This window comes from Sphingobacteriaceae bacterium GW460-11-11-14-LB5 (assembly GCA_002151545.1).
GTDB lineage: Bacteria > Bacteroidota > Bacteroidia > Sphingobacteriales > Sphingobacteriaceae > Pedobacter.
The window spans coordinates 3,541,872-3,561,663 of sequence record CP021237.1; the positions used below are offsets into that span (position 1 = coordinate 3,541,872).

General features: G+C 39.7%; 9 protein-coding genes. All 9 read right to left on the reverse strand.

Annotation, left to right across the window (positions count from 1 at the left end):
* Positions 1 to 119: 119 nt before the first annotated feature.
* The 9 genes from CA265_14085 to CA265_14125 all read right to left on the reverse strand — a co-directional run bounded on the left by CA265_14085 (position 120) and on the right by CA265_14125 (position 19,737).
* Positions 120 to 500 carry a hypothetical protein gene (locus CA265_14085; GenBank protein ARS40723.1) on the reverse strand — a complete coding sequence of 127 codons (381 nt, stop codon included), beginning with the start codon at positions 498 to 500 and terminating at the stop codon, positions 120 to 122.
* 1 nt (position 501) lies between these two features.
* Positions 502 to 5,199, reverse strand: coding sequence for a hypothetical protein (locus CA265_14090; protein ID ARS40724.1), 4,698 nt, complete (start codon positions 5,197 to 5,199; stop codon positions 502 to 504).
* Positions 5,200 to 5,245: 46 nt separating this feature from the next.
* Positions 5,246 to 8,101 (reverse strand): hypothetical protein, encoded by a 2,856-nt coding sequence (locus tag CA265_14095; GenBank protein ARS40725.1) that lies wholly within the window; start codon positions 8,099 to 8,101, stop codon positions 5,246 to 5,248.
* Positions 8,091 to 8,492, reverse strand: a complete 402-nt coding sequence (locus CA265_14100) for a hypothetical protein (protein ID ARS40726.1) — start codon at positions 8,490 to 8,492, stop codon at positions 8,091 to 8,093. The genes CA265_14095 and CA265_14100 overlap by 11 nt, the downstream gene beginning before the upstream one ends.
* Positions 8,489 to 13,795 (reverse strand): hypothetical protein, encoded by a 5,307-nt coding sequence (locus CA265_14105; protein ARS40727.1) that lies wholly within the window; start codon positions 13,793 to 13,795, stop codon positions 8,489 to 8,491. Before CA265_14105 ends, CA265_14100 begins: the two co-directional genes overlap by 4 nt.
* A gap of 796 nt (positions 13,796 to 14,591) precedes the next feature.
* A complete protein-coding gene (locus tag CA265_14110; GenBank protein ID ARS40728.1) occupies positions 14,592 to 15,128 on the reverse strand; it encodes an ATP-binding protein in 537 nt (178 codons plus the stop codon).
* 74 nt (positions 15,129 to 15,202) lie between these two features.
* Complete coding sequence (locus CA265_14115; GenBank protein ID ARS40729.1) at positions 15,203 to 16,453, reverse strand: hypothetical protein; 1,251 nt, start codon at positions 16,451 to 16,453, stop codon at positions 15,203 to 15,205.
* Positions 16,446 to 19,361, reverse strand: coding sequence for a hypothetical protein (locus tag CA265_14120; protein ID ARS40730.1), 2,916 nt, complete (start codon positions 19,359 to 19,361; stop codon positions 16,446 to 16,448). Before CA265_14120 ends, CA265_14115 begins: the two co-directional genes overlap by 8 nt.
* 157 nt (positions 19,362 to 19,518) lie before the next feature.
* Positions 19,519 to 19,737 (reverse strand): hypothetical protein, encoded by a 219-nt coding sequence (locus tag CA265_14125; protein ID ARS40731.1) that lies wholly within the window; start codon positions 19,735 to 19,737, stop codon positions 19,519 to 19,521.
* Positions 19,738 to 19,792 lie beyond the last annotated feature (55 nt).

Sequence of the window (19,792 nt, forward strand, 5' to 3'; positions counted from 1 at the left end):
ATTGACCAACTTTGGTGCCCCATATTGAAGAATACTATTAAAATCTATTTCTTTGGCAGGGCAGTAACTCCAGAAATATTCAATAACGGCAATCCTTGAATCAGAAGCTGATACTAAGACTATTCTTTTACCAAAATTAGCTTACCGTGATCGCCATTGCACTTATAAATAAAGGGTTTGTTCTTTTCTTTAAGAAGAGTAATTATTTTAGGCCAGATATTCAAGATAATTAAAGAAAGATCAAAAAAATCATAGTATTTATCCTTGGGAAATTTTAGTGCGATCACCCTGAAACCATTTTCAAAAAGAATTTCTGTAACTGGCTCAACCCCTTTTCTATGTTTATCTACCCTAAATAAGATCGGATTAACCAACTCCTGATCATTAACTGCGCTATCGTAAAAGGAAACCTTACATAATGCGGAAGAATCCAGTTGCTGGATGAGTTTTATTGCCTCAACAAGGTTTTTAGGATAATGTCTGTCAAAAAGAATATCCATATTAATTCATGTAAGCTACAGCCGCCATTACCTCTTCTTGAGTCAAATCATATTGCTCTTTTAAAATATCAAGGGACCCAGGATTATGTTTATAACTTGAGGCTACTATATCAACAGGAACTTCCTTATTGACAATAACCGGTTTACCCAATCCAATTTTTGGATCAATAACAACCATATTGTTACCACGGGACGGCATCATTTTTTCAGCAATATCATTATTAAAGATAATGTCTCTAAAAAATAAAGCAATCAAATCGATATTAATTTGGCTTGTCCCATCCAGAGTCACTTTAACACCATCATCAAACTCCCAGACGATATCATTACCTGAAACCTTTAGACTTTTATTGACATTGTTTGTTGCAAAGGGATATATCTTTCCGGTTTTTGTACTCAAATCAGCTCTGGCCTTCAGGATCCTTTTGAGAGAGATGCCATTATCTCGCAAAGTACCAATTACCACCAATTCGATCAGACCATGAAAACTAATTCTGGTTTCACCAGTTGAGGACGTCTTATTGCCCACACCCTCATAATGGGCTTTTTCAAGCTCTTTAAACCATGAGGTCACCTTTTGCGAAGAAAATCTTGTTATCATAGCAGTTTCCCAGATGCTATAAATCCCTTGATGGAGACTCAAATCTATCATTTCTGTTTTAATCTTTAATACTGGTAAAGCAATATTATGAAAATTATCATAAGCTTGCTCAATAAATTTTTTGGTCCGGTATTCACCATAATTTCGATTTTCCCTGTCCTTTAGCACTCTGAAAGTCTCTCCGGGAAAATCAGCTCCATAAACATCCTGAGGATCAACAACATACTTCAACTCTCGCTGCGACAAGCCGTATATTTTGGCATAGATTACATCAATTTCAGCTTTGAGAACAGCTCTTCTCTGCTCATTCCAAATAAAAGGTGGTAAAGGACAACCGTTAATAAGGGATTCATTCTCTTCTGACATTAGCTTCTGATCACCAAACGATCTGTTATCCTCCCATTGCTGTTCAACTTTTTCCTTAAGCTCCTTTCCAGCATCTCGCCAAAAATCATCAGCGAAGCCCTTAATATCCCACGCGGTGTAGATAAGTTCCATACATCTTGGGGCAATATAATAAAGATCTTCAGGGGAATATAAATGTGGTGGGATAACTGGGGTTTGCTTTAATAAGCCCCAATTAAAATGCAAACCACTAACTTTTTGACGAACAAAATAATCATACACTATGGAATTTAAATTAGCGACCAATAAATACCCAGGCAAAGATTTTTCGAAACCGATACCCGGAGAGGATCTCGAGGCCAAGACTTTAGGCACAGCCGAAGCCACTGAAGTCCGTTCGTTTGTTGCATTGGTCACATCTCTCCACAAAACAAAATAATTTGAATCATAGTCCTTGTACTTAGAAAAAAGCAACTCTTTGAGTTCTGCTTTGGCATAATAACGCACAGCGATTTGTGAATCAGGATTCATCTTTTCTTCTACTGACAGTTGTAACGAAGTACCGTTTTCAATTGCCAGATTAGTTTGATCTTTGAAGGTAGAAAAACGATGATCCATTTGCCAAAACAATTTAGCCTCGTAGATTGGCACCTGATAAACATTAGTATCCCGAAGATGAACCATTTCAATTTCATTCTGATGGTCACCTAAATCTACCAACCGAATGTAATAAGCACCCCAGGGATTTTGTTTTTCAACATCATTTATAAACACACCCATCCGGTTGTAAACCGCTTTTGATAATTCAGCATCAACACTGGTTCTAAATACAGGACAAGTTTTGGTATTGGGATTTAGCCTGAAAAAATCAGTTTTATCAAGGTTAAATATTCTGAGTTTATCTTTTAAATGACTTATTTTGGTAAGAAAGAACCCAAAGTTTATTTTCTGTTTACCGATATCTGTTCCAGCAAGGGTCAGCAAACAGAACTTGTACATTCGGTGTACACTCGGAAAAATTGCCTCTTTGTTTTCAAAATCAAATAAGCTCACCAGACAGTTCTGCTCAACCATTTCTGAAAAGAAGGCTTTATTACTGTCATCGGTAGCAATTCCTGTTGGCACTATAATCCCCACTCTTCCACTTTCATGAATTAATGAGCGGGCGAGCTCTGAGAAAACAGAATAGGTGTTGATATCACCTACGGCAGTTAAGTTATAACGACCACTGAAACGTAAAAATTTACCCACGCTCTCAGAATCGTGTACAGCTCCCTCAAAAGCTTTAAAAAGAGTGGGGTTTAATTCCTTCAATTCTTTAATCATTCTTGTTCTCGCTGAACCGTTGGCTGCATTAGCAATTGCACTATCACGTGTAGCAAAATACTCCTCTTTCTGCAATTTAATACGTTCCCAAGGCGGATTTCCGAGTATGACATCAAAACCACCATTTTCGAACACATCCGGAAACTCTAAAGGCCAGTGAAAGAATTTATGCTGGGCAGATAACTCTGTAGCCATTTTTAAGGTAGATTCATCAATGCCTTGGGGATTCCTTAAAAAATCCAGTAAGGACTCGCTCAAAGGAGCAGCAAGCTTGTTTTCCTGTGTGTAGTTAAAAAAGAAAGCAGCCGTCCAGATATCACAGGCAAGGCGATCTTTTTCCCAGGTAGAATTACTACGCAGTGAATAAAATAAGTTTTTCACCAAACGCACTGCCGCCACATCGTCCTGATCAATATCTTCTAGATCATGAAATTCATTACTAAAATTATGATACTCCTCTACAACATTTGCTTTACCAAATAAATCATATTGCTGCATCTTTTTGAAAGATGCATTTGCTTTCTTTAGTTCCCTGCAAACCTCTTTATCATCGCCAGTAACAAAAGCAAAAGCCTCATCTGGAATTCCTTTGGAAAGAACCGAGAAATCTTTTACACCTACCAGGCTGTTACCATTCCGAATCTTATGGTCTAAAAAGCTCAAAGGTTTCCCACAGTTGTGCCCTTCAAGCCAAAGTGCAAGTTTACACAGCTCAACAGCATCAGGATTCATATCGACCCCATATACACAATGCTGTATCGCATCCCTAAGACATTTTTGGTATACCGGTTTTGAGGGATTCTCATCACCACTATGTAGTCTCGCCATATACCAGGCTATAGTTCTGGCTGCAGCTAATAGCATATGACCACTACCAACGGCGCTATCACAGACCTTTAAAGCTAATAATGCTTCAATTTTCGCCTCTTTATTCTGAGCTGTATTTATTTTTTTTTCAATGACAGGAATTAAAGCGGAATTGATGAGCTCATTAACCAGTTCAGGCCTGGTGTAATATGAGCCGGTAGTTTTTCTATCCGTTCCCCCAAGGAATTTAAAAAAAATGTTAGCTGGATTAGCAGCATCCAGATTCTCTACTACAGGATGGAGTTCTAGCAAACCCTCGTAAACTGAACCAAGTTCTTCAACATCTAAAGACCTGTAGTTTATGCTCACTAAAAAATCATTCTCATCTCTAAACTCGTTCAGATTACTTATACATTCTAATAGTAGTTTGTTGTTAATTGAACTGCCCTGTAGCATGGCAATACCTTCACTATTAAAAAGGTCCCCGTCGAGCGGAAGAATACCGAGCGTCATCCCGTTGCCTTCTCCCTCAAAAAGCCTAAAAGTGTTAACAAGTCCTTGCCAAAGATCCTGGTACTGCGTTTCATAAGCATGACGCTTTTCTGAAAATTCCCGAATTCTGGCGATACTATAAAATTGCCAGTAAATATCTTTTAATCTTAGTGTTTTTTCAGATTTATCCTCTGCATCAAATACCAATCCACGCTCTTCGGTGACCATTAAAAATAGCAAGCGATAAATCACCCTTAAGAGCTGGCGATAATAATCTGCCGCAGTAAAACGGTTAAATAACAATGCTTCCCGTAATTGCTCGTTGTCGGGATGCTTTAAAAAGCCATGACCAAGCGCTTCAAGTGATTTTTTTACGGCTTTGCTCAACCCATTTCTAATCCTGTTACCCGTTTCAATACTTTCAAGAAAATATGACTGCAATAAACATTGATCTGCATCCTGTTTATACACTGGAAATCTTGAGGCGTGTATAAGCCTGTAAAGCAACGTAAATTCACTATACTTATCCTCCTCGAGCATGCGCCTAAGATCAAATTCCACATAAGTCAATTTAATCAAATGCCCTGTATCTCGCATTAATCTGACATACAATCCGTTGGCAGCAATACCAAACAGATGTTCCGTAACATTCAAATACTCCTGCATGGTTCCGTGAGGGGAATACCTGGAGGTGCCGCCACTGGTTTTAATATCAAGGGTACTTTTATTGGGGTTTGCAGGCTCTGTAAAACCAACAATATGCACAGGCAGGCCATCTAGGTTTTCGGCTGTATGGCTAATGAAATAATTTTGACCATTGTCTCCAACTAAAGACATTCGCTGATCACGCAATTCAAAGCCTAGTGAATCAAAAAAATTCCTCATCCACTTTCTAGTCAAAGTAGTCCCATAGGGATCACTATCCGGTAATTTTTGCGATTTGGCCTGAAATTGTGCCCAGTCAAGTTTTATCCTACTCCAGGCATATTCAATCTCACTTCTAAGGTTGCTTCCACCGTCAATTTTAAAATCTACCTGAGCCTGACCGTGAATATCTGCAGATTCAATCTTTTTAAGGACATCTTCAGAAAGAAGATTGCCGTGTACGTTAATGCTAGAATAATTCATTCAGTTTCAATCCTCAAATCTACCAATATTGTTATAATATTTATGCTCATTTGCTGATTTCTGGTAAAAGCACATATACCCCAAGAACATCCATAGGAAGAACCGGTTCAACGACTTTATATTTACTCCCACTCACCAGCTTTCTGAATTTAGCATGGCTTTCTACAAGTTTATTTGCGCGCTGAAGTGCAACCCCATCAGTCCTGGCCCTGAAAGCTTCTTCATTACTCATCCAATTCACCTCCTCCTCCAACCAGTAAAGCTGTTCGGCCAAAGCCATATTTTGCGTAGCTTTTGCATTCATCAGTAAAACGAGAGCATCATCTTTATCGAAGTATTTTCCGGCCTCAATGCTTCCTTTATATCCCCAAAGCCACATTTCCTCTGCAACAATCTGTTTGGCTGAAGGCTGTTCCATGATCACATTACGGACCCTAAACTGAAAAAGTACTGTTCGCTCAGCCACTGCGGAGGTTATGATAACCGCTGTTCGAGAAGCGCGATTAGTTTGTGAACCATTTAAAGCATCGTGGATAATCACCTGTGCAATCGCTTCAGTTAAGGGATGATTTCTTCCAATATATAAATAGCCGAAAGGTGTTGGAGAAAGAAAACAAATTTTAATTAAAATTTTGTCGGGGACTAACAACCTGAGGCGAATGGGTAAATTTGTGGTATGCAAATTATAGCCATCGTTAACCACATCCAACTGCACGCCCATAAATCTTAATGCCTCTACAACGAAAGATTCCACAGCTTTAACATCACCAATGGCCTCATCAACATCTTTTAGATCCTGTTCAATTTCAGAAGCAGCAATGCTGTTCTGTGCAAAGATACTTCTGGATAGCATCTCTCTTTTTTCAGCCTCCTCAAAAGCCTTTGCTACTTTATTTTTTTCGGCGGTAATCTCATCAGCCTCAAAAATCGAAAGTTGGTGAGACAATTGCTTAATTTTTACCTGGGGTTTAAGTAAAATGGCATTAGTCACCGCCTCCATCACCGATGCGCTATTTTCTGGGAAGGGAATAGAAATCCCTGTTTCCTTTCTAATTTCTTTTGCCTTTCTCAATAGCACGTCAAGAACCACCCCATCAATAGGATTATTACTCCCATAAAGTAAAATAACCTCAACCATCGAAGCTCTTTGGCCAAAACGGTCGATACGACCTTCTCGCTGCTCCAACCGGTTCGGATTCCATGGAAGATCATAATGTAAAAGACAATTGAAACCATCCTGGAGGTTAATTCCCTCACTTAAACAGTCTGTAGCAATAAGCAAACGATTTGTTGCAACATTCATTTCCGCAATCTTTTCTCTTCTCATTTCATCGTTGAGCTCACTAGTCACTATCTCAATTTGCAATCCCTTATAGTTCTTACCTTTGAAATATTCCTTACAAATTTTACCCAAATAATTAGCAGTTTGAATGTATCGACAAAAAATAATCGGATTCAAGCCATTTTGTAAGAGCTGTTTTACCTGCGCTACAGCTTCCCTAGCCTTGGAATCACCTTCCAAAGTAGATAATTCAAGAAGACGTTTAGCATAACGCATCAATTTTCTAGATTCCGGATCACTCACCTCAAAAACACTATTTAACTGCAATGGCAAATTATCATCTTGACTAAAATCTGTATCTAATACATTTTCACTTCCCTCCGGATAATCAATAAACTCATCAAGCGCTTCGCTTAACTGCCGCTTACGTGCCTTTTTCTCAAGCATGGATATACCTGCAGCCGGACTGCTCATCACACCACGCAAAAGGGAAAGAGCATCCCAGTAACTGTATCGCTGTTTTCTCGAATCGGCGGCATTGGATAAAACAAGCTCCCTAGCGTAAGATAAGATATCATTAAACACCTCGCCATAAGCCTGCCCAATCTGGTAATCCTTATCAACAGATAATCTTTGTGGAAAAACTGTTCTTTCATCCATCCACTGGAGTACATCACTGCGTCTACGCTGAATAAAACAACTAGCCAGTTCCTTTTTCATCGCTGGATCGGAATCAACAATGCTGTGCCTTTCGAACTCCGATTTAAGTAAACCTAGAAGAGACTGAAACTCCACTTGTTTCCCGCTGTGAGGGGTAGCGGTAAGCAGCACCAGATGTTGATCCACTTTGGAGGCAAGATCATGTAATAAATGGTAGCGCAGTTGCTGCGACTGATTAGCGCCGGCAGGCTTTGCACAGGAGTGCGCCTCATCTACTATTATAAATTCTGGGCAATGATCTATAAACACTTGACGCTTATTTCCAGCCTTTATGTAATCGATAGATATAATCTGAAATGGGAAAGCCCGGAAAATATTTTCATGCGCTCTAAGTTGCCTGTCTAATGCACTAACTGTTCCGGAACGGATAATAACAGCTTGAATTCCAAACTTTGATTTCAACTCATCCTGCCACTGATCACATAGATGCGGCAGGCAAAGCACCGCAAAACCTTTGATTTCTTTACGTTCATAAAGTTCTCTTGCAATTAAAAGCGCTTCAATTGTTTTACCAATACCTACATCATCAGCAATTAGCAGCCTAGTGAGCTTCTGTCTCAAGGCCATGATTAATGGCACCATCTGATATGATCTTGGCCTGAAAGACAATTTACCTAAGGATCGAAATGGTCCGGCAGCATTCCTGAAAGAAAGACGGGAAGCATTATAAAGAAGCTTTGCCGAAGAAAAGTCACCTAAATCAGCACCTGATGGTTTAACAAAATTGTAGGACACAGGCACGTCACTTTGGTTAGCCAAAGGCTTATAAATTCCCGTAATTTCATCATCAGTTCCTCCCAAAGGCTTGACCAAAAATACATCACTATCTTCAGATGGCATTACTATCCATGGGCGGTTTCTCAGCCTAACCAGACTTCCCGGTTTAAAATCAAAAATCATCTCTAAATATCGTTTTATTTTGAATGTATCTTGCCAAATCCTCCTTCGTACAATTACCTATAGCAATGCACATCAATTCAGGATAGATCTCATCATCACTCGCGGTTAATTCATAGCCATTAATTCTCAGGAAAGTATAAAGACTTAAAAAGCCTACTCGTTTATTTCCATCGGAAAAAGGTTGATTCTGGGAAATATGAAAAAAATAAGCAGCAGCCATCATAAAAACATTTTCATGTAAATAAATACCGTCAAAAGTTGCTTGAGGTTGTGCGATCGCCGATAAAAATAATGCTTCATTATTTAGTTCCGCTTCTCCTCCTTCATCGCGAATAATATTAGCATGAAGCTGAAGAATTTGTTCAGCGGTCAAGAAGATCGGCTCCCTCATTGTCCCAGCTTTTTCAAAGTCTGTGAATATTTGGATTTTGCCTCCAGATATATTTCATTGAGATCAAGGGCTTTTTGGGGCGATGGTGCATGTACGATTTTGAAAATATCTGGACGTCTTGCAACAAAAGCAGCTAAATCGTCGTCATAGCGCCAAACCAATACCTGATAGCCTGCCTGTTTTAATGTTTCCCTTTTCAGCTTATCGTCATTAACGACAACACTGTTATCATGAGGTGTTCCATCGCAAAAAATAAGTACGTTAGGATGGTACATAAAATCAGGACGGACAAACATATCCTTAACCAAGGGTTGTGCTTGATCGGGTAATTTAAGGCCCTTGTTAAAGAGAAACCTCAAGAAGCGCTGTTCCGTTACACTATTCTCATCAGCACTCTTAGCTAAAAAATTATATTGTTGTTCATAATTGTCAAATAGGTTATTTGAGAGTATTTCCAAATTGGTTTTTTTTAACAGCGATAAACCGTCCCGAATGAGGTTTCTATCGATCTGACTATGATATGACTGGTTAAAATAACTTAAAAGATCATCATAAGTTGCCGGAGTAAGCTCACCTTCCTGTTCTAGGTCATTTTTGAAGAAACACAAACGATAAGCTTCATCAATTAAATTATTGAAAACCCTAGGGTTATCAATAATTTGGGACAGCACACCCAAACTACCTTCAGCTGACTCATAAATTAGAATATTAGGTGCATTGATGTCCCCCATAACCGTAGCCCCGATTTCGTTCGCTTCTACTTGAAAATATCGTTCAATTGCACCCTTTAGTGCATACATAAAAGTGATCACCCCATTGCCCTCACCTTTCAGGCCCAGAGCTAGAACAGGTTGCAAATAAATTGCATTCGCGGTATCTGAGGTAAAAAGCTTGACATTTTTAACTTCATCCAAATGCGCATGTTCCTCCTGTTGCTTTTTATTCTGCCAATAACCATTTTGCAAATTAATTGTAAAACCATTATCTCTAGACGCTCGCCACTTCAAGTTCAATTTAAAGATCCTACAGGCAGGAATATAATGGACATGCAATAAATCCTCTCCACCAATCTTAACGAGTCCTTTTATGGTATTTTCAAAACCACCATCCACTGAAAAATAAGTTTGAATGTCATAACCTTTGCGTGTGCGCTCTTCTTCCTGGCAGGTAATTCGCTGCATTTCGTAGGCACGTGTCTCACCCATTTCAATTAATGTCGTGTGAACATCCTTGTTCGCATCCAGCACAAGAGGCTCATTTACAATAGGATCTACTTCATAACCATATTGATCATTATAAAGAAAATATCCAGATTTCGGTGCGATTTTGGCTTTTTGTAATTTCAGTTCCGATTCAGAAAGTAAAATCCTGTCGATACGATACTTTGCGCCATCATGGTAAATAACATTTCTAGGACCAAATTCACTCAACGCTACAAATTTTGGTCTGGAAATAAATTCACCTCCCTGATCCTCGTTTTCCATGAAAGACCTGATTGGCAAACGTGTAAAATTGTAGCCAGGTAAAAAACCCTCGGCTGCAAGGTATCTGTAAGGATAGAACTCTGATTGATCCGTAATCGAATTACCTGTTTTATTTAATAGTAGATCACGTTGTCTCTCGCCTTGACGCAAACTTCTGTAAGCCTCTTTTTTCTTCTGGTGATCATCAGCATACACCCTATTCTCAATAATATTTGTGGCCTCCTTAATTTGACCTTGAGCAGTACGATAGAGTATTCGCCAGCGGTTAAGAGCAGCATCCAAAGCCAGTTCAAACCCATCTATGTTCTGCAAAATCCATGAATCGGTAAACCATGCGGGTTTTCTTTTTTCAACTTCATGAACAAAATAGCTATCGGCAACTACCTTTTTAAAAGTTGAGAGAATATCCTGTTTCTCTAATGAAGTGAGTTTGATTGATTCAAGGATCTCATCCTTCATTGGTAAAATCTCAACATTTGATGTATCCACAATATCACCAATAGATAATTTTAAATCACTTAATGCATGTCTGGTTAATACTGAGGCGTAGAGATGACTCTTTAGTAAATCCTGGTTTAGCAAATCTATACGCGGGGCCGTAACTTTACCTGCGACCATATCTGCCGCATGCTTGAAATAGTGCCTATCATGTGCACTAAAATTAGAGCAATACACCATCACTAATGCTGCCTGACCGCTCCGTCCGGCCCGTCCGCTGCGCTGTGCATAATTTGCAGGCGATGGAGGCACGTTCCTCATATGAACAATGGAAAGGTCAGCTATATCAATTCCTAGTTCCATCGTAGGTGAACAGAATAACGCTGATATCTCACCAGACCGAAATTCTCTTTCTCGCAATTTTCTTTTTTCATTGGAAATCTGCCCGGTATGTTCTCTGCCCTCAATTGGCTTTAAATTATGGAAATCAGTTCTATAAAAACGCTGAAAATACTGGTTAGGCTTGAGCATTATTGGTTTATAGGAACGTACACGCACTAGATCCTGAGCAAGAGATTTCCCATCCCCGGCTTGCCATAAAATCATATCTGCTTTGAGCTGATAAACATTTACCATGTTTCCATTTTCAGCCTTAAGTTTCTTCGAAGAAAGCCAGCCTCCCTGAATGCTTAAGAAATCAAACAGGTTGTAAACCAATTCATCATAATCTGCTCGTTTGGGTAACTTAATTTCATGTGCATTTGCAGTCCTCTTGATATACCTGGCTAGCAAACTCTGTGCACCCCCACTTTCTGAGGCATGCCCCCTTGATGTGGAGCTGAGTTTCTCCAAACGTATAAAGACTGGAAGGTCCAGCCTTTCATTATCATCCAGAGTCCATGGCGCACGCAATTTTTCCTTTATTCTTTTTGCATTCTGAACTATTACCCCAGCATCCAGCATTGAAAAGCTTAGAGCATACGCTTTTCTAAAAAAGTCAAATAGTTGGGTCAAAAATTCCTCGCGCTCTTCAGCCGACATTGATGCCAAAAGTTTATTACTTTGCCATAAGCTATTATCAGCAGCAGATTCATTGACATACTTGTAGCCAATTTTCAGCAAACCACACTGTTCAAGATTCGGCAACACAACACGCCAGCTCCTTTTGAGATCCTGCAAGACCCGATAGGTTATAAAATCTTTAAAAGCATCCTCATTTTCCTTCTTTGGACCAGGAAAATCGGCCGGATATTTAGCAAACTGATACTGGGATATACTCAAAGCATCAAAAATGCGCTCAGCGATATTCGTATAGTCCAACACATTATACCTATTTAAAGCCTCTGCAATGGCCGAGCGCAGCTGTCCGACCTTAATAAAATCATTAAAATGACCGGCCTGAAGAGAAGCATCCTGGCGATTATCAGTAAAACTCAATAATTTCTGCTGTCTTGCGGGCTCATCAAATGCTTTGAGTTGTAATATCGTTTCAAAAGAAAGTACCGTGGTTGCCGTACTTCGCCCCTCTCCACCCAACTTCATCACCTTCATATATTCTCCAGACTGGGATTCATATATTATTCCTGATGAAGGGTCCAGCATTAAGGGAGCAGGAATAAACCACCCTTCAAAACCAAGATTTTCATTTGAGGAAAAGTTACCCTGTTTATCAAAGAATATTCTCTTAGGCAATCTTTTTTCTCTGTCAGATTTCAATCTAGCTAAACCATCCTTACGGACAGGTTGAAACCATGACTCTGGAAGATCATTACTATCCCGTTCTAAGTCCCAAATCAGTTCATCATCATCCTCATGCTGAATAAACAAATAGCCTTCCTCCGAACTGCCTTCGCTCTCCTCATCAAAGACATCATAAAATTCATTAGGTTGAATCTTTTGCACCGATTTTTCTAGCCTGACACAATAAAACTCATGCCCGGAAGAGCGACTAAAAACCAAAGGAAAAACCTTAACATCTTTATTTTCTGCATATAGTCCAGCATCCATAAAAAATTTCCTTGATTGCTGATCACCCAGTGTGCTGTAAACGGAGCCTGTTTGTGCAATGAACTGGTGAATGCGATAAGGTAAATAGTTTTTTCTTTTTTCAGCACCTTGATTTGAATTCAATAGGTTTGCCCACTCCAAGAGTTCTTCCAAATGCTTTAAAGTTTTACTTGGAGGTAAATCAGTTACTTCGGCTAGTAAGCTACTGATGGCCGCAATCGTTGTAGGTTTCCGGCGCACATACCTTTCTTCTTTCTGTAACAATGCAATATTCTCTTCAATCCAAATTGCTGTCGGATGTACTTCAAAATATTCACCTCCCTTTGCAAAATCAATTTTGGCAATAGCAGCCTCTTTGAGTTCTTTAGAGTTAGGTACTATACCTGAAATACTCCTTATTAAATATTCATTTACAATTTGTTCAACAGAAATAGCTGATCCAAAAATAGTAGTAGCTACATTTGCGACTGCTTGCTTTTGTTCATAAAGCGAAATGGCATCATCAGAAACCATTGTTGCTGATGTGCCGATGCATATTATCCTATCTTGTGTGGCAGCTGATTTAATTCTTCTAATCAGTACCGAAACATCAGAGCCCTGACGTCCTCGGTAGGTGTGAAGTTCATCAAAAACCAAGTATTTCATGTTGGCAAGTATATTTCCCCTGATTTCAGAATCCTTCCCCCCCCTTGTCATCATCAACTCTAACATCATGTAGTTAGTTAACAGAATATGAGGTGGATTTTTCCGTATCTCATCACGTTCTGTCTCGTCCTCTTGACCTGTATACTGTTTGTAACGAATAGGAAAACGAACCGGCGTGAGTTCCTGCAACTCTTTAATAATATCTTCAGGCCGCTTTCCATCCTTATTTATTTTTTCGTACACATTTCCCTCAAGATAACTGATTTCAAACTTTTGAAGTTCCTGAAACTGTGAGTTAATAAGTGCATTCATAGGATAAACAACGATACCCTGGACCCGTCCGTCTACTGTCCTTTCCATGTTTAATACATGATTGAATATCGTCGCGATATACGTTAGAGACTTTCCTGAACCTGTGCCAGAAGTCACTACAAACTCTTTGTCTTCAACGCCTAACAGAATAGCTTCCTGCTGGTGACGATGTAGCCGATAGCCTTTGAAGATGTCTTTCATTTTCTGGTGAATCCGTCCTTGAACAACCAGTTCTTCAAGTTCAACACCAGGCTCAAACGTAGGATTAAATTGAATCAAAGGCTCGGGCCAAAGCTTGCCACTGCTAATTTCCCCCTCAACAAATGTATTAAGATCTTTATCTTTAATGTTTAAAAAACTCTGAATGTAATCTTTATAATTACCTATTAGTTTTTTATGAAAATTTAGAATATCCATGTATGGTACTTGTCCAGCGTGAGCGTTGTCATCTTGTTAAAAAGAAAATACGACCAATACCCAGATAACAACCGGGATTTTTAGCCTAATTTCAAATATATAAATTTAAACATTAAACCGGAGAAGGTTAAAAAGTAATTATACTTTACTATCCGATTTTAACCTCCGAAAATTTTCAGTGGTAAGACTCAAAAAATAGTCAAAACGAATCTTTGCTAGCCTAATTTATTCTTTTCTGGCGAGCAATCTTTTAGCCCAGGAGGAACATTGTTGAGCAATAACAAGCTTGTTGTTGTGTATTTCAGTGAAAGTGACCCCTCTGTTTCGGGCCAAACTGGCCACCAATTTGGTTACCGGATCATGCACATCTAAGTTCCTTTCCCTCTGAACAAATATACATTTCGGATCCAAATCCATTTTCCTCAAGACTTCTCAGTTCAATCTATCCTACTGCCAGATTTATCTTCAATTCAGACCTTCCTTAAGATCAAAATCCGCTCGCTTGCATCGGAACGCTTAAAAAAACGTCATAACCCCTCCAAAATAGCGAAACGACAATAGTCTACTCCGAATTGTAGATATGCTCCCAGGAGCCTTTATTTTACGCAGAAACGAAAAGATTATTCTCAAAAGTAAGTCGTGAAAAAAGTTGATCGAAAGATCAGAGTGGCCAGTTTGCCCCGGAACAGGTGGTCACTTTAAAGCGAAATGGGGTGACAGCTTAAACCCGGAACGGGCGGCCATTTTTGCCGAAATGCCCATACCCAAAAAATGACGCTTTTTCACCCAAAATCGCCTATTCATAAACGTTTTCCTCCATTCTTTTTGGCCTGCTTTTACGCATCGATTCGCCGATTGCTTCTATCCTGTGAGCGTTGTGTACTATTCTATCTAGTATCGCATCAGCTATTGTTTTATCACCGATCATTTCAAACCATGCACTCACCGGTAACTGCGAGGTAATTACTATGGAATTTTTTTCATGTCTGTCCTCTACGATTTCCATCAGCATCGCCCTTGACTGTGCATCCAGTGGATGAAGCCCAAAGTCATCGAGGATCAACATCTCCGAACGCTCAATCTTCATCATCTCTTTTACATAACTGTTGTCTGCTTTGGCCTGTTTTAATCTAGTGAACAATTTGGGAGTGCTCCAGTACAAAACCTTATATTCCAGTGCACAGGCCTGGTAACCCAATGCCGAGGCAAGGTAACTTTTACCAATACCTGTTGGCCCGGTTATAAGAACATTTTCATGTTTATCAACAAAACCACATTCTGCCAACCGCATGATTTGCGTCCGGTCAATACTCCTGTCGCGATGAAAATTAATTTGTTCAACAGATTTTTAGATATTGATTAAAAACAAATATAAGACAAAGATGGAAAATCCTTTAGAGGTGGCTTTTAAACCTTGCAATAGAAACCGATCGTCCGAGCAATATCCTTTTGCCATAGTGACACCCGCTGTGAGGGATACATTGAAATATCAAATTTCAGCCTGAGAACAGAACAGCGGTAGTGCCCATGTCCTGAATCCTCATGATGAAAATGGCCATCAACAAAGTTTTCGTCAGTTCCTGGATAACAGAGGATGGTGTGGTCGGAGCCGAAATATTTTGTGTACGCATACATCTGTTGCAAATCGGTATAGCCAGGTTTATTGCCATTGGGTAGTTTCCATTTCGTATCCAGCACAAATGTCCGTTCAGCATTTTCGATCACTACATCGGGCCTGAGGTTAACCGGTCGTTTCCCAAAAAGCCTCCAGTAAGGTTTATTGGCCTGAGGTTTTATTGTTGCATCAACCAGATATTTTTTAAGGCTGAGATAAACAAACTTTTCCCATAACCAGTTCATATCAAACATCAATGCCATTACTTGGTTCTTTCCAGAGTTTATATCAGGGTGATAATTAAGCAGTAAAAGCCGGGAAATCATGATCGCCTTTCGATAATGCTCATTTTTTCTGGAGTAAACAATCCTCTCAAATGTTTGTTCAGAAACCACGACATCGCTCATCTCGGGAAAATCCAGCAATATAGCATCCACTTTTGCAGTAATATGGTTTGTTAAACTCAATTTCTTAATCAATCTGAGAGCCTTATATATCAACTGATTGAGAAGATGGTGAGGATCGTACACGGTATAGTTTACAAAAAAACGCTCTTGATGTACAATATTCTTTGCAAGATGTTTCTGAAAAAGCAGTTTCCCTTTAAGTGATGTCGTGTTTCCTTCCTCCTTTCTGTATTTTTTTAATAATCCCTGATGGAGGATCAGCTGGACTTTCTTTATAAATTCCCAAATATATAAATCAAGAATACTATTCTTTTTCAGCTTCAGATCTGCCTCATCTGTAGGCATCACCTCTAGTGCCCCAACTTTGCGGAGCATATCAATGAGGATTTTTCTCCACTGTACCTCACTGCCACGGTCAATTTTTGGCAAAACTTCAATATTTAAACCACCCAATGCAATTACCCCCACATATCCGCAGAATTTCACCCCCTTATGAATTAGGGAATAATATGGAACACCATCGTCACCTGCATGAAGCTGTAGACATTCGAGTTCTTTGGCGGACAACCGGCCTTCTTCAGGATGACCAAGCCGGAGACTTTCATGCTCAAAAACGGTAATTGTACGTTTAGTCATGACCAAAAAACTTTTTCCCCAATAAAATATCAAGCGCCAACGGAAAATTCATGGTTTGTGTCTTAACACCCAATTCAACCTCAAATGTTTCCTTAAGTCGGTAATCGAGGATTTCGTATACGGTTTTTCCATTCAGTTCATCCGCATCATAGTCAAATTGTGCAAAAATCTCCCGTCCCCCTTGCTTTTTTTCACGGATAAAACCGGCCCCCAGCACCAGCCCAATCTTCACAAGATCTCCATAAAAGTATTCCTGTAGCAACGGGATTACCTTGTTGTATATAACATGTTGCAAATCTTCAAATGAGAAAATGGACATAAAATAAGAATGGCCTATCACATGATCGCCCGACAGCAATTTTTCCAGCCTCGCATTAATCTTCTCCAAAAAATCTTTTAGGTTAAATCCACTAAAGATTTTTCCAAATATTCCCTCATCAGCCCCAGAGTATTTCATCTTGTTCCATATCTCTTCCTTTTTTTCCTCCTGCATCCCTTCAAGTTCTGTTGCACCCAGGAAACGGTATAGTGAAGTCTCCTTCTCAATAAACTCCGGATGGTTCCAAGGCTTATCCTCATAAGCCCACCACAACTGCCAGATCAGGCGTCCGGAATCCAGAAGTTCCGGATGGGAAGGCATCTCCTCAAAACTGAACCTTCTTCTCAAAGCTGTGTCGAGCGCTTCAACACTCCTGTCTGCCGTGTTCATTGTACCAATGATATAAAGGTTGCGCGGCACACTAAAGGCATGTGCAGAGTATGGGAGAATAATCCTCAATTCCTCTTCAGCATCCCGCCGTTTGGAATCCTCGATCAGCGTGATGAGTTCGCCAAAGATCTGCGAGACATTCCCCCTATTAATTTCATCGATGATCAGTACAAAATTCTTTCTGGTATTATCTTCATCGGTTACATGGAATGGATAATTAGCCTGAATGTATTCGCTTATTGCTATTGTGTAAGATTTCCAATCATCAACAATTGCGCTGATCATGTAGTTCATGACCATACTCCTGGTCACCACCATCTCGGTCGCATTTGCCGTCTGCGGAATAGCGACCACATTATGGTTTGAATTGATCCTGATATTAAAGGGTTTCTTGAGTTTGGGCGTGTGAAGAACAAGTACATTTTCATTTTCTACCACCTCGTTGATAAACCTATCGTAGGATTCATCGAAGCCTGAAACAGATTTTGTTTTCGATGCCTGGAGACAGATTTTTTTGAATAAGCCATCCGTTACTTGGTAGTTTACGACACCTTCTGTACCCTTGGGTGCGATAGGTTTAATTCCTTCTATAAAATCCTCATAGGACATGCTCTGGTGAAATGTGCAGAAAGCAATCTGTCCTTTACCATTGTCGAAATCGCTGATCAATAGATCCCGGAAATGCTGGGTAAGCGCATGCCTATTATTACGGTTGGCCTGGTAAAAAACTGGATCTATGATTTTTAGCGCCCTGTCAATTGTATGGTATGTTTTTCCGGTTCCCGGGGGACCGTAGAGGATGTGGTTCAGTTCCATTTTTTTAGGGTTGTTTTTTTCTGACGTTGTTTTAGGGTCTAAAGGCATAAAATACCTCACCCGGTCTGCAATACTGGTTTCAAGGAAAAGCAATTGCTCCATTATTTTATCCACGACATCTTCATCAAAGGGATTTAATCCCACTTTCGTCCCGATACTGTGCTCCCCCTGCCATGGAATCCATTCCAGTCCTTCAGGTAGCTCACTTCCGATCAGCGTTTTATATTTCTGTTTCTGCTTACCTTCAAAATGGATATCAACGAAAAAACACTTCTTAAAAATGCCACGGCTTCTAATGGAAACTTCAAAATGGGCGTCTAAATTGCCGATCTGCATAGCCGCGTCACCGATCCAGACATAACTGCCATTTTTCAGGCCACTGTCCTGTAGGTGCGAATGATCAACTGTAAAATCTTTCAGGATGGATTCCTCTTCCTGCATGGCCGACTTCAGGTCGCTGATCACGTTTTTAAACGTGACGGCATTTTTGTCAAGCATCTTGTACAAAATATCCTGCGCCAGAAGTTTGTGGTTCTGATCCTGAAATAATCCTGCAGGAAGCCTTTCGGCTACGATTTCCAGAAGCTCATTATCATGCTTGATGTACCGTTCAACCATGTCCTCAACAAGTTCTAGATAATGTATATATTTTTCATTTTTCTTTCTCGTTTTTAGTCCAAGCTTATTGCAATATTTAACATAGAAAGAACTCTTATAAAAAGCATATTTTTCTGGGTATTTAACCGTTAGAAAGGTCGCGATTGCCCGCTCATCGTGATGATGGTACAATTTCTGCCCCATTGACCGGTAAGTCTTATCGATCAGGCCTTGAAATATGGCAATCCTTTCCGCAAGCAAACCATCTTCATTGAAAAGGACTTCAAGCGCTTCCCGGTATGCAGGCGCATTCATAGATAAAATGTGATTCCTAACACCCCTGGTCGTGTGATAGATCAAATTTTCATAAGTAATTACTCTAATTTTTTCGGCAAAATCCAAACCGTCTATATCTGGTTTTCCCCCCAGGTCGGTTAGCATCCGCCATTTATAGAGTTCGTCACCCAGACCTTTTTCGATCAGATCCTCTTTGTAACCCTCTATCATCTGGAGAACCGGATCTTCATTTCGTTTTTCGATCACAAATTCAGGCCCCAATTGTAAAAGAAACCGCTGGGCCATGCTGGTCGTAAGTTGATCGTGTACCAACAAATTTCCATTTGCAAATTCATTTGCGACTATCACAACATGTTTTGGTGGGTATTTTTTTCCATCATAGGAAAGATCGTATACCGATGACTTTCCGAGTGGGTATCTCAAACCATTATCTCTGATATCAGAAATGGCCTGGAGAATATGTTCTTTCGTAATATTCTTAGGGATCAATTGAGCGTTTGTTTAAATGTTTATAATTATCTCCATGCGTTGCAACGTAAGATGGCCTAAAATAGTAAATATTAATTATACACCAGTTGGAACATAGGCTTTGCAATCTTCTTTCAATTGAAATCCAATGGCCATAATAACTAAGCTATTTCTGTGGTCACTTACGCCCTGCAATCTTGGCCCCAAGATGAAACATTGTTTTAGCCCCATGCCTGGCTTTTAGTTTTTTGATGGTTTTTTCGATCGCACTAAGACTGCAGGGCACCATCTCAAGCTCTGTGAGTCTTTCTGAAATTTCTTTTTGATTCATCCCCTGGAGTAGGCAGCTTATAATTACTTTTTCCATGAACAAATATAAATATTCATGATTATCCATAGTCCAACAGGAAACCAAAATCAGTCGGCTACCCTCGGCTGGTTATTCCTTAACA